Source organism: Algibacillus agarilyticus, assembly GCF_003286125.1.
GTDB lineage: Bacteria > Pseudomonadota > Gammaproteobacteria > Enterobacterales > Alteromonadaceae > Algibacillus > Algibacillus agarilyticus.
The window spans coordinates 71,969-84,720 of the sequence record NZ_QMED01000017.1 but is presented as its reverse complement, the minus strand read 5'-3'; the positions used below and the strand labels follow the sequence as shown (position 1 = coordinate 84,720).

Below are 12,752 nucleotides of genomic sequence, written 5' to 3'. Positions count from 1 at the left end.
TATAAGTGTAGTTCAAATATACATAAGCAGCTAAAAAGTCGCTTTATTTAAGGGTCATTATGGTGGTGAAAAACTTAAGTAATTGTATTTTCATGCAAATAACCTGAACTCTGGCCTATTCGCTTAACGCTTAATTGGTTATCACAGGTACCTGCCATGCGGCAAACTCACTTAAACACGACACCTCTCCACCTGAGACAACCCGTTTGAAAAAACAAAACCTAGCTTAAATACAGTCAAAGCGATCGGGTTTTAGCGGCAGGTTTCTAACCGAAGTACTGACATCAATGTAAGCAAAGCCGTCAAAGCTACCGCGTCCTGCTCTCGCCCCTTACCTGCATCCATGCAGGCAAAGCTACCGCGTCCTGCTCTCGCCCCTTACCTGCATCCATGCAGGCAAGCTTCGAGACCCCATGAGCCTATGTGATTGGGACGAGTAAGCACTGACAATGAACCATAAAACTTGAGCGAGAAGACTATAGAGACCAAGCCCAAAGCAAGGCTCAAAACCCCAAGCAAAAATAATCTACACTTAGCGATACACATGCGCTGACGTTCTAGGTAAACTATATCGATTAGAGTTTTAAGATTTATATGTGTAATGCAATTTACCTTTTCAAAAATGCACGGTTTAGGCAACGACTTTTTAGTGCTCGACAATGTGAGCCAGTCTGTTTTTTTATCGCCTGAGCAAGTCGCAAAATTAGCGGATAGAAACTTCGGGGTTGGCTTTGACCAACTGCTTATCGTTGAACCTCCTTACTCACCCGATTTAGATTTTCATTATCGCATTTATAATGCAGACGGTAGCGAAGTTGAGCAATGCGGTAACGGAGCTCGGTGCTTTGCGCGCTTTGTACGCTTAAAAGGCTTAACCAATAAAGCAAAAATCAATGTGAGCACCGCTAACGGCAATATCGTTTTACACGTAGAACAAGATGGCCGTATCACAGTTAATATGGGTGTGCCACAGTTAACACCTGAAAAAATCCCTTTTAAAGCGAATAAAACAGAAAAAACCTACATATTACAAGCCGACGATAGAAACATCTTATGCGGCGCAGTATCAATGGGTAACCCCCATTGTGTTTTAACCGTCGATGATGTGAATAACGCCGATGTTGAAACATTAGGACCATTATTAGAAAGCCATGAGCGCTTCCCTAACAAAGCGAACATTGGCTTTATGCAGGTTGTTTCTCCTGATCGTATTAAGTTACGTGTTTTTGAACGTGGCTCAGGCGAAACATTGGCTTGTGGTACAGGTGCTTGTGCGGCCGTTGTTGTGGGTATTTTACAAGGTAAACTCAATAATTCGGTCACAGTTGAATTACCGGGTGGTGAACTTTCAATCCGTTGGCAAGGCGAAGGGCAACCGGTGAAAATGACAGGCCCAGCACAACACGTATTTGATGGGCAAATAAATATATGAGCGATGAACAACCCGAATTGATCACCTTAAATGAAAGTGATGTATTGTATTATCTCGCTCAAAACGTCGACCTTTTTGCGCGCAACCCAGAAGCCCTTGTTGCGCTGACGTTGCCACATCAACAAAAAGGATCGATTTCATTACTTGAGCGGCAGCAAGAGATTTTACGCGCAAAAAACAAACAACTCGAAGCCGAAAAAAAACAATTAGTCGCAACCGCTAAAAGCAACGAGAAAATTTACAAAGCGTTCATTAATTTATACATGGCACTAATCGAAGACCCCGATAGTGAAAAATTAATGACCTTACTCAAAACGATATTAATCGAACAAATAAAATTAGACGGTGTTAAATTATGTTTGTTTACACCGCCAACCGATAATAAAACCGATTACCTTGTTAATAATCTAGCCGACTTTAATGATGTATTGTCTGATCGTTTAGCGCGTGACACTTACTATTTTGGCCGGTTAAAACAACAAGAAATGGATTTATTTTTTCAAGCAGAACAACGTATCGGCTCGGTTTGTTTGATACGTTTAGGCGCACAAAAAGATTTAGGTCTGCTTATTTTTGGCAGTCGTGACGAACATCATTTTAGCCCAGAAATGGACACTGTCTTTTTAGCGCCTATGGTTAAGTTAATTAACCGAATTTTATTTAATTAGCTTAAGGTTTTTATTCAGCAGGAATTAAGCCTAATCACTTTTCATAAGGAAGTCATGAACACGATCAATAAAATTGTAGAGGCTTATTGGCGATACTTAGGTGAAGAAAAACGTTTATCACCACAAACCCTGATTACTTACAAAGAACAATTAAAAACGATATTGACTAAACAACCGATTGAAAATATCGCTGATATCGATAATCAATATGTACGTCAAGTACTCGCTAATGCTAAATTACAAAAACTCAGCCCCAGGAGTATTAGCTTAAGGCTGTCAGTGATCCGCTCTTTTTGTCAGTTTTTAGTGCGCGAAAAAATACTTGAGCACAATCCAGCTAAAATAGTTAACGCCCCTTCACAAGGCCGTTCACTGCCTAAGAACTTAGACATTGATGAAATAACCCAACTTTTACAAGCGCACCCGAGCACAACAATCGCTATACGCGATTTTGCAATGATGGAATTAATGTATAGCTCTGGTTTACGAGTTAGTGAATTGATTAATTTAAATATCGCAGATATCAATTGGGGCGATAAAACGTTAATCATAAACGGTAAAGGCAATAAACAACGTATAGCGCCTTTTGGCAAAATTGCCGAGCAAAGATTAAAACGCTGGCTAGAATGCCGTTATAAACATACCGAACAAAAGAATGACGCTGTTTTTAGAGCAAACAGCGGCCGTCGATTAAGTGTTAGGCAGTGCCGCGAACGCATGCGCAAATGGGGTGTTGAGCAAGGTTTAGCTAAACATTTAAATCCGCATAAGTTAAGGCATTCATTTGCGACTCATCTACTTGAGGGCAGCCAAAACTTAAGGGCGGTACAAGAGCTACTTGGGCATGAAAATTTATCAACAACCCAAGTTTATACTCACCTCGATTTTGAGCATTTAAGCAAAGTGTACGATAGCGCCCATCCAAGAGCTAAAACACCGCCTAAAAAATAAATGTAAACCGAATACGAACAAAGGCCTATTTTAACGATGAAATTTTATAAAGCATATCAGCCCATTAAAGCCATTAGTTTTGATCTCGACGATACACTTTATAACAATCAGCCCATTATTCTTAACGCCGAACAGGCATTGCACCAGCATTTAGTTAATACTTATCCTGAACTCAAAAACATCTCAAAATGCGATTTATCCAGCGCTAAACAATTTGCAACGTTAAAACGCCCCGAATTACAAAATGATGTCACCTTGTTACGTAAAGCCTGGTTAGCTTATTTATTTCAAAAACACGATATCACCTATAGCGATAGTGATATTGACAGCGCTTTTGCTATTTTTATGCAGGCGCGTAATCAAATAGTGATCAGTAAAGAGTTTCAAGACACATTAATCGCACTCAGTGAACATTTTACCCTTGTCGTTATTTCGAATGGCAATGTCGATTTTGATCGTTTAGCCATATCAAGACTATTCAAACTAAAATTATTTGCCAACACACAAAACAAAGCCAAACCTGAACAAGATATGTTTAACAAAATAGCGTCTGCGTTGAACTTACCTGTACAGCAAATATTGCATATAGGTGATAACCTCGAAACCGATATTTTTGGTGCAAACCGTGCTGGCATGCAATCATGTTGGTATAACCCGTTTAACAGTAAAACCAATTACCCCGCTCTGCCTCATATGCAAATTAATGCGTTAGCTGATTTACTTAAATTGCGGCCTTAGGCTTAGCACTCAGCAACTCAAAGCTCCTTCAGCTCTCGGGCTATACTCTTATTTAATCAAAATTCACTAAGGCGTGTTTATCTTTATCGTATATATTTTGTTCAATTCCAAAACGTTTTGATCGCGGCATTGGCTTGATGGCATAGTGGTTCTACGTCAAAAGCCAATAACAAAGAGCAAAACCTTTTGGATTGAACCCAAAGGGCAGCGCATTTCCACTATTTCTACTATGTTGCCCCACATGGATGTGGGGTAAGGTGACTTTGCAGAAGCATAAAGTCTTTGCCCCACATGGATGTGGGGTAAGGTGACTTTGCAGGAGCATAAAGTCTTTGCCCCACATGGATGTGGGGTAAGGTGACTTTGCAGGAGCATAAAGTCTTTGCCCCACATGGATGTGGGGTAAGGTGACTTTGCAGGAGCATAAAGTCTTTATCGCTCTTTTATGTAGAATAACGACACCACAATCGCTCTGCCTTGTATAAATCGTGCAAATACGGCTGCAAAAGCATACACAATAGATAAACACGCCCTAACAGAGCAATACATTATTTTTTGCCATTTTGATGTGTTGTTGCCGATCTCTGACTATATTTTAAACAAGCTATTTATAAAGAGTTAATATGCAATGTCAGTTAATATCATGGTGGTTGATGACGATAAGTTGATCCACAAAATAATTGATAAGCACCTCAAAGATCAGTTTGCTTTGCAACACTGTTTTTCAGGTACCGAAGCCCTAAAACAACTGAAGATGAATAAGCCTCAGCTTATTTTGCTCGACGTTGAAATGCCGGGACAAAATGGCTACGAAGTTTGTGATGCGATCCGTCACATCAAAAGTCTTAAAAACATTCCTATTATATTTTTATCCGGCAAAACATCGCTACGTGAAGTGATGCTAGGTTATGAAGCCGGTGCTGATGATTACCTCGTCAAGCCGTTTGAAAGTGATTTACTGCTGAAAAAAATTCATATTCACCTCCAACATTCACATGAAAGAGAAGAGTTAAGTCATCAAAAAAACCAAGCTGAACATGTTGCAATGGAGGCGTTAAAAGGCTTTAGCGAACTGGGTCAAGTCATGTTATTTATTGAGCAATCATATTCAATAACCAGTTTAGAATCTTTATCTTCACGTTTTTTTGCATTGACTAACATGCTAAAGCTTAATACTAGCCTTATGTTTACATTGCATGATAATGCCCAATTCTATTCAGCAAAAGGGCTTGTTAAGCCACTTGAGAAAGAGTTATTTAAATCAGCTAAAGACACAAAGCGCTTTGTCGATTTTGGCTGCAGAACAATCATTAATTACCCTCACGTGAGTGTGCTCATTAAAAATATGCCACTCGATAATGCGGAGAACTATGGCCGTTATAAAGATTTATTTCCAGCGGTACTTGGTGCGGTTGATGCAAAAATAATGGCTTTAATTGAGCAAAGCTTCATTATTGAACAAGCTAAAAAAATGACGTCGTCGTTTCAAGCCATTAAAGAAACACTGGTGAGTTTAGCCGGCACATTAAATACAAACACCGAAAAAAATAAAAGTCACTTAACCGCGATGTATAATGAATTAGAAGAAAGGATCCCTCGTCTAGGCCTCGAAGAAGATCAAGAAATATATATACTCAATTTAGTTCAAACCACCTTAGATAAAGTCAATGAAGAAACATATGATGCGGATACAACCAATCGAAAATTAGCCAAGGTGTTAATAACAATGCAGCGCCTCGTTAATGAGCAAAACCACATTGTTGAAGAAGTGCAAAAAGAGTCAATTTATATCAACAACCATTTAAAGAATGAAGATAAAGCAGATTATCAAATGGATGTAGAATTGTTTTGATTAAATTATCTTCTAAATATCAATAAGGTAAGAACATATACCCAAGTCACTTCAACATGCTCGTTCAGAGCCCTTGAGCGATATTAATTCTAGGCGTATTAATGCAGGAATGTAGTCTCCTTTCAAGTTAATACAACACCGAAGTAACATCGCTCAGGGGCTCCGTTCCGGTGGGTTTTAAATTGATTTATGCTGTGTTAAACAGGCTTAATTTAACCCGCTAAACTTGCACCTGTTTGCCGTGCCTAAATCAATTTAAATTCCCACTGAATCCTGCATCTTGAAGTCACTTGGGTATAAAACCATTTGCATGAAGATAATGGCACTTGGTTTAAATGCTCAAAACATGTATATTTAGCCAGTTATTAATCTAAATATGCGAAAACACGATGGATATATCCTACCTCATTGACTCTCTTAACGATAAACAGCGCGAAGCAGTCGCCGCCCCAGAGCAATCTATGCTGGTTTTGGCAGGTGCAGGTAGTGGTAAAACCCGGGTTTTAGTTCATCGCATTGCTTGGCTAATGCAAGTTGAAAGAATCTCGCCTTACGCCATACTGGCCGTTACTTTTACCAATAAAGCCGCAAAAGAAATGCGCGGCCGCATAGAAAGCCTATTACAAACATCCGTTAACCACATGTGGATAGGGACGTTTCATGGTTTAGCTCATAAACTTTTACGTTTACATTATAAAGATGCTGGCCTACCCGAAGGTTTTCAAATACTTGATTCAGATGACCAATTGCGCATGCTTAAACGCATTATCAAAGCGATGGAGCTTGATGATAAGAAATGGCCGGCAAAAGAAGCCATGTGGTATATTAACGGTAAAAAAGATGAAGGTTTACGCCCTAAACATATCGATACGTTTAATGATCCAAGTGCAAAAGTTTGGCTTAAAATTTATGAAAATTATCAGCAAACATGTGATCGAGCAGGCTTAGTCGATTTTGCTGAGTTATTGTTACGCGCACACGAATTATGGTTACGCCACCCCCATTTATTGCATCATTATCAACAACGATTTCAACACATTCTAGTTGATGAATTTCAAGATACGAACAGCATTCAATATGCCTGGTTACGCATTTTAGCGGCAAGCCCGAGCAATCATATGATGATAGTAGGCGATGATGATCAATCAATTTATGGTTGGCGCGGCGCTCAAATAGAAAACTTACAACACTTCTTACGTGATTTTCCAAGTGCCGACACCATTCGTTTAGAACAAAATTATCGCTCCACCGGCACTATATTAAAAGCATCAAACCATTTAATCGCCTACAACAGCGATCGTATGGGTAAAGAATTATGGACCGATGCTGATGATGGCGAACGCATTGGGTTATATGCCGCCTTTAACGAATTAGACGAAGCACGGTTTATTGTAAGCCGAATTAAAGACAGCTTCGCTAAAGATATCCCATTATCGAGTCATGCCTTGCTATATCGCTCTAACGCGCAATCACGAGTACTTGAAGAAGCGCTACTAGCCGAACAAATACCGTATAAAATTTATGGCGGCCTACGCTTCTATGAACGCCAAGAGATTAAAGATGCCCTCGCCTATTTACGCTTAATTAATAATTTTCAGGATGATGCGGCTTTTGAGCGTATCGTTAATACACCAACACGTGGCATTGGCGATAAATCATTGTCGCAAGTGCGTAGCCATGCAAGACAATCTCAATTACCACTCTGGCATGCGGCCAAAGACATGCTAGGGCAAGGTTTATTAAAAGGACGTGCAGCAACCACCATTAGTAGTTTTGTTGCTTTGGTGGATAATATCGCTGAAGAAATCAATGAAGTATCACTAGAGCAAAAAGCAGAAATAGCCATGAAACGCTCAGGGCTTGAAAACATGTATCGAGCTGAAAAAGGTGAAAAGGCGCAAGCCCGATTAGAAAATTTAGCGGAGTTAGTCACCGCTTGCCGAAACTTTCAAAGTCCAGATGAAGACTTATCTGATTTAAGTGCATTTTTATCACACGCCGCCTTAGAATCAGGTGAAAATCAAGCCGCACGCGATCAAGATGCCGTACAAATGATGACATTGCACTCAGCTAAAGGCTTAGAATTTGATACCGTCTTTATGACCGGGGTTGAAGAAGGCATGTTCCCTAGCCAGTTGGCCAGTGAAGAATCAGGCCGAATGGAAGAAGAACGCCGACTTTGTTATGTGGGTATTACCCGTGCAATGCGCAAACTTTATATCACGTATGCAGAAGCCAGACGCATATACGGCAAAGATAACTATCATTCACCCAGTCGCTTTTTACGCGAACTCCCCCCTGAATGTTTAGATGAAATTCGCATGCAAGCCAAAGTAACAAAACCGATGAACAACGATAATCGATTTAGCTCAGTCAAAGTTGATGCGGCATTTGATCAAGCAGGCCTCTATTTAAACCAGCGAGTTGAACACAGTAAGTTTGGTGAAGGCACAGTGCTAAATTACGAAGGCAGTGGCGCACAAAGCCGAGTGCAAGTAGCCTTTGATGATGAAGGTACTAAATGGTTAGTTGCCGCTTATGCTAAATTAGTCCCGTTAAGTTAAAATACGGCTAAAAAATACATTTATACTCAAGTGACTTCACATACTCATTCTTGCGTTTTGAAGTCACTTGAGTACAAACAACCGATCTTGAATAAGTTACTTTTTTGAGAACTCATTCTTAATCAACCATTAAACAACTACATCGGCCCACTCTCTTTTGTACTCCCGCGCTCCACTTTACTTTTCAGCTCAAACAACACAATAATAAATCTTGTTTTACCCTACATATTTCATATACTTAAAAATCACTCTCATAAGAAGCTGCCATCGTGACTACAAATGTAACTACAAAAAAATTACTTGCGGTTGAAGACAGCCGTCCCGTCTTAAAGCTCATAAAACATGTAGGCCAACGTGCTGGCTACGTGGTCGATACTGCGACAACACTGGCTGAAACGCAGGCCTTACTCGCAAAAGATACCGATTATGATATCGCAACTATTGATTATAATTTACCGGATGCATCCAATGGTGAAGCCATTGATCTTGTGCTCAGTAAGAGCATTCCCAGTATTGTTTTAACCGGTAGTATGTCAGATAAAGTCCGCGACAGTTTATTAGCCAAGCCCATTGTCGATTATATTCCTAAAGAAACCACACAAGCGTTGCTCTACCTTGAAAAATTATTAACTCGCTTGCATCGCAATAAACACTTCAAAGTGCTAATTGTAGATGATTCAAAATCGGTAAGAACCTATTTAACCACATTGCTTAAACGCCATAACTTTCAAACGTTAGAAGCGGAAGATGGTACAAAAGGCTTAGAGGTTCTGGCGCAACATAACGATATTAAGCTGATTATTTCTGATCATGAAATGCCTAATATGGGCGGAATAGCCTTCACAGCCGAAGTCAGACGTAAATACAACAAAGACGAGATCGCCATCATAGGGCTTTCAGGTGCTGATGCAGGATCTTTATCGGCTCGCTTTATTAAGAATGGCGCCAATGACTTTTTGAAAAAGCCTTTCTGTCATGAAGAGTTTTATTGTCGAATAATCCAAAACATTGAACATTTAGAATATGTTGAAGATATACAACGTTCAGCTAACACCGATTATTTAACCACTTTATTTAATCGTCGCTATTTCTTTAGCAAAATACCAACGTATGTCAAAAAATTAGAAAGTGAAGGTAAGCCGTTTAGTTTAGCCATGGTTGATATCGATCATTTCAAACGTATCAATGATGCCTATGGGCATGATGCAGGCGATAAAGTCATTAACGATATTGCCGATAAACTCACCGAACACTTTCAAGATTGTGTGATCGCGCGCTTTGGTGGCGAAGAGTTTTGCATATTTTTACCTGATTATGATGAATTACATGCCGGCGAAGAGCTCGATGACTTTAGGCGAGTGATCAGTGAGTCTTGTTTAACGTATGATAATGAAGATATCGAGTACACCATTAGTGTTGGTTACACATCGCGCAATGAGCATTTAGCCGCTTTAGTCTCTCACTCAGATGAAGCGTTATACCAAGCGAAAGAAACAGGCCGTAATCAGGTTTTATGTTTCCAATAAAATAACGGATTAAACCATGGCCGACCAAAAAGTATTAGTGATAGACGATAGTACCTCTATCTTAAAAGTGGTATCCACTATTGCTAAACGTGTCGGTTTTATACCGATCACCGCAAAAAGCTTAAGAGAATTAGAAACGGTACTCTGCGAGCACACGGATTTTTTTTGTGCTTGCGTTGACTATAGTTTGCCCGATGCACCAAACGGCGAAGCTATCGACTTTGTCATTAGCCAACAAATTCCTGCCTTTGTTTTAACGGGTAATTTAAATGAAGGCACTCGCGAAAATATTTTAAGTAAACCCATAATCGATTACATACCAAAAGAAACGATCCAATCTTTTGATTACGTAAGTCGCCTACTACATCGTCTTAAAAACAACCATCAAACAAAATTACTTATCGTTGACGATGCGCGCTCGTCACGCATTTTTATGCAATCACTATTAGTGCGTCATAACTTTACCGTTTTAGAAGCTGAAAATGGCCAAGAGGCACTTAAAGTGCTCAGTCAAAAACCCGATATTAAAGTCGTTGTGACCGACAATGAGATGCCGGTTATGAATGGCATTGAATTAGTGTCGGCGATTCGGCAGCAGTTTAGCAGCGACCAAATTGCTATCATTGGTATATCAGGTACACGTAAGCAATCACTGTCTGCTCGTTTTTTAAAAACCGGCGCCAACGATTACTTAACAAAACCTTTTACGCATGAAGAGTTTTTTACCCGTATTTTTAGAAACTTAGAATTTATTGAAAACGTAGCCACCGCTCGCCATGCGGCTAATCATGACTTTTTAACAAACCTAACAAACCGCCGTCACTTTTTTGAAGTTGTGCCACAATTAATTACCGATACGCGCGTTAATCAGCATCCTTGTATTGTCGCTTTAATGGATTTAGATAAGTTTAAATCGGTTAATGATACTTATGGGCATGATGTAGGAGACGAAGTATTGATTCATATGGCTAACCGCTTGATGTCGCATTTTAGAGAAGACAATATAATAACGGCGCGTTTTGGCGGTGAGGAGTTTTGTGTATTCTTTGCCAATGTAACACAAGCCGAAGCAGCAGGCCGTTTGGAGTTTTTCCGGCATCACCTCGAAAGCTTTCCGATGGAATTGCAAAGCGGCGATACATTAGAAGTAACCACGAGCATAGGCGTTGCGCAACTAAAATCAAACCAAACGATAGAACAAGCCATAACACAGGCGGATAAAGGACTTTTTCAAGCAAAAGATGAAGGCCGCAACTTAATGATTGAGGTACCCTAATTTTATGGTTTGCATCCGCCAACAAAAAAACGAATTAAACAGCCCTGTTGTGCTCTAAGATATTATGCTCCCTACTATTTACAAAGTAATAAACATCAAGAAAGGCATACTATCTGTAATGGCAAAGCCTGTATCCGGAGAATGGATTGAAGATGAATTCGCGGGTCTAAAACGATTGGGTATTGATAAGGTAGTCTGTTTACTAGAGAAACCAGAACAAATCGAAGTCGGTTTGGCGACAGAAGAAGAATTATGTATTCACAATGGAATTGAATTTTCCTCATTCCCAATACCAGACAGAGGGTTGCCAGATACTTCGAAAGCCAAATTATTTGTTCAACAGCTTTATAAAGAGATATGTAGCGGTACGCATATTGTAGTTCATTGCCGAGCAGGGATTGGCCGAACCGGCATTATTGCCGGAGCAATTCTAGTTCATTCGGGTATGCCTGCCAAAGAAGCTTTAGAGCTAATTTCCTCTGCTAGAGGGGTTCAGGTACCGGATACCGAAGAGCAAGAGGAATGGTTGTGTTCTATTTAATTAAATCTGCATGTAACCAGGCCAGCAAATCTGACCTTCGCAAGCGGCCTTTTTTATTTTCAAACCTACAACCTTATTCAATATTAACCTTGTGATAAAACAGGCGGCAACATACCCTTTAATAAACGGCCAAAAATATCAGCACCGGTGATAATGCGCTTCTCTTCACCTTCGCACCAAACCAGTAATACATCATGCTCGATCACGCCATCAAAATGCTTGTCAGCCTCTTCTGTCGCTTTTAATTTTAAAATAGCCTCATTGATTGAGGTTCCTTCATCGGTCACCACGACTGGACGATGACAGTGCTCATAAGGGTCAAACGTATCAAATTCAAATAGTGCGGCCCGTAAAAAGCCGTCGGCATCGATAACTAACAAAGGATGATCATGTTCATCGGTTACCACAACCCAGCTATGTCCTGACAAATGCAATTTTTTCAAAAATGGATCATCAGAGCTGTTAGTAATATCGGGGATTAAAGGGAGATCCATTTTGGTAGGCAAAACAATGATTGAATCTGGATCAAGTACCTCCCCTTCATTAGTGACTTTGACTTCATCTAAGGCAAAAAAGTTAAGCGCGCCAATCCCTTCCACATGATTAATATCCGCTTCTTCAGCTTCTATATGTTTACGAATAATATTACGTAATTCACTTTCAGCATAATAAGTAATACCTTCTTTACCTAACCAGCCATCTAAAATTAATGCCGTTGGCTTAGCAAAGAAAAACAACACGACTTGATAGAAGCGAATAACAGGAGACAGCATACCCGCCATTTTTAATGCATTACGCGAGAAATAAGCCTGCGGTGTAATTTCACCAATAATCGTGATCGCAAATGCAGAGAATAAAAAGGAGCTAACGCCGGTTAAAACCGAATCGGTTAACAAGGTCAATAACACGTTGATCCCAACATTACCCCATAATATGGTAGATAATAGAAAGTTTGAATCGTCACGCAATGCTAATACTTTTTTTGCGGCCGCATTACCTTTACTCGATTCCACCTCTAACTGTAATCGTGTTAACGAGAAAAACGCTAAATTTAACCCAGAGAAAATGGCAGACTGCGAAATACAAACCGCAATACCTATCCATGTAATGACCTCAATCGACATTTTTATTCCTTAACCTTTAAAGTATTCACATATTCTATTCACAGAAAAAGATGCGATGACCAATGCTGTATCATTTTATT

General features: G+C 39.8%; 10 protein-coding genes. 9 read left to right on the top strand and 1 reads right to left on the bottom strand.

What is annotated here, in order from left to right; translation table 11 throughout:
- Window positions 1–601 precede the first annotated feature (601 nt).
- The 9 genes from dapF to DPX34_RS13795 all read left to right on the top strand — a co-directional run bounded on the left by dapF (window position 602) and on the right by DPX34_RS13795 (window position 11,548).
- Window positions 602–1,432 (top strand): diaminopimelate epimerase, encoded by an 831-nt coding sequence (gene dapF / locus DPX34_RS13835; RefSeq protein ID WP_111979043.1) that lies wholly within the window; start codon window positions 602–604, stop codon window positions 1,430–1,432.
- Window positions 1,429–2,100 carry a DUF484 family protein gene (locus DPX34_RS13830; RefSeq protein ID WP_111979042.1) on the top strand — a complete coding sequence of 224 codons (672 nt, stop codon included), beginning with the start codon at window positions 1,429–1,431 and terminating at the stop codon, window positions 2,098–2,100. Before dapF ends, DPX34_RS13830 begins: the two co-directional genes overlap by 4 nt.
- 54 nt (window positions 2,101–2,154) lie before the next feature.
- Complete coding sequence (locus DPX34_RS13825) at window positions 2,155–3,051, top strand: tyrosine recombinase XerC (RefSeq protein ID WP_111979041.1); 897 nt, start codon at window positions 2,155–2,157, stop codon at window positions 3,049–3,051.
- A 36-nt stretch (window positions 3,052–3,087) separates the two neighbouring features.
- Window positions 3,088–3,789 (top strand): HAD-IA family hydrolase, encoded by a 702-nt coding sequence (locus DPX34_RS13820; RefSeq protein WP_111979040.1) that lies wholly within the window; start codon window positions 3,088–3,090, stop codon window positions 3,787–3,789.
- Between the two features lie 628 nt (window positions 3,790–4,417).
- A complete protein-coding gene (locus tag DPX34_RS13815; RefSeq protein WP_111979039.1) occupies window positions 4,418–5,641 on the top strand; it encodes a response regulator in 1,224 nt (407 codons plus the stop codon).
- A gap of 389 nt (window positions 5,642–6,030) precedes the next feature.
- On the top strand, window positions 6,031–8,205 hold the full coding sequence (uvrD, locus tag DPX34_RS13810; RefSeq protein WP_111979038.1) for a DNA helicase II: 2,175 nt from the start codon (window positions 6,031–6,033) through the stop codon (window positions 8,203–8,205).
- A gap of 269 nt (window positions 8,206–8,474) precedes the next feature.
- Window positions 8,475–9,731: a diguanylate cyclase gene (locus DPX34_RS13805; RefSeq protein ID WP_111979037.1), complete on the top strand. Its 1,257-nt coding sequence runs from the start codon at window positions 8,475–8,477 to the stop codon at window positions 9,729–9,731.
- 16 nt (window positions 9,732–9,747) lie between these two features.
- Entirely contained in the window at window positions 9,748–11,007 is a 1,260-nt protein-coding gene (locus tag DPX34_RS13800) for a diguanylate cyclase (protein ID WP_111979036.1), read from the top strand.
- 64 nt (window positions 11,008–11,071) lie between these two features.
- Entirely contained in the window at window positions 11,072–11,548 is a 477-nt protein-coding gene (locus tag DPX34_RS13795) for a protein-tyrosine phosphatase family protein (protein WP_111979035.1), read from the top strand.
- Window positions 11,549–11,631: 83 nt separating this feature from the next.
- Here DPX34_RS13795 and DPX34_RS13790 read toward each other — a convergent pair whose 3' ends face one another.
- Window positions 11,632–12,672: a DUF21 domain-containing protein gene (locus tag DPX34_RS13790; protein WP_111979034.1), complete on the bottom strand. Its 1,041-nt coding sequence runs from the start codon at window positions 12,670–12,672 to the stop codon at window positions 11,632–11,634.
- Between the last annotated feature and the right edge of the window lie 80 nt (window positions 12,673–12,752).

Bases quoted from the DNA above. Each gene is read 5' to 3' on its own strand.
- DPX34_RS13800 (WP_111979036.1), top strand. From the start codon at position 9,748: ATGGCCGACCAAAAAGTATTAGTGATAGACGATAGTACCTCTATCTTA.
- uvrD (WP_111979038.1), top strand. From the start codon at position 6,031: ATGGATATATCCTACCTCATTGACTCTCTTAACGATAAACAGCGCGAA.
- DPX34_RS13830 (WP_111979042.1), top strand. From the start codon at position 1,429: ATGAGCGATGAACAACCCGAATTGATCACCTTAAATGAAAGTGATGTA.
- dapF (WP_111979043.1), top strand. From the start codon at position 602: ATGCAATTTACCTTTTCAAAAATGCACGGTTTAGGCAACGACTTTTTA.
- DPX34_RS13795 (WP_111979035.1), top strand. From the start codon at position 11,072: ATGCTCCCTACTATTTACAAAGTAATAAACATCAAGAAAGGCATACTA.
- DPX34_RS13815 (WP_111979039.1), top strand. From the start codon at position 4,418: ATGTCAGTTAATATCATGGTGGTTGATGACGATAAGTTGATCCACAAA.
- DPX34_RS13790 (WP_111979034.1), bottom strand. From the start codon at position 12,672: ATGTCGATTGAGGTCATTACATGGATAGGTATTGCGGTTTGTATTTCG.
- DPX34_RS13820 (WP_111979040.1), top strand. From the start codon at position 3,088: ATGAAATTTTATAAAGCATATCAGCCCATTAAAGCCATTAGTTTTGAT.
- DPX34_RS13825 (WP_111979041.1), top strand. From the start codon at position 2,155: ATGAACACGATCAATAAAATTGTAGAGGCTTATTGGCGATACTTAGGT.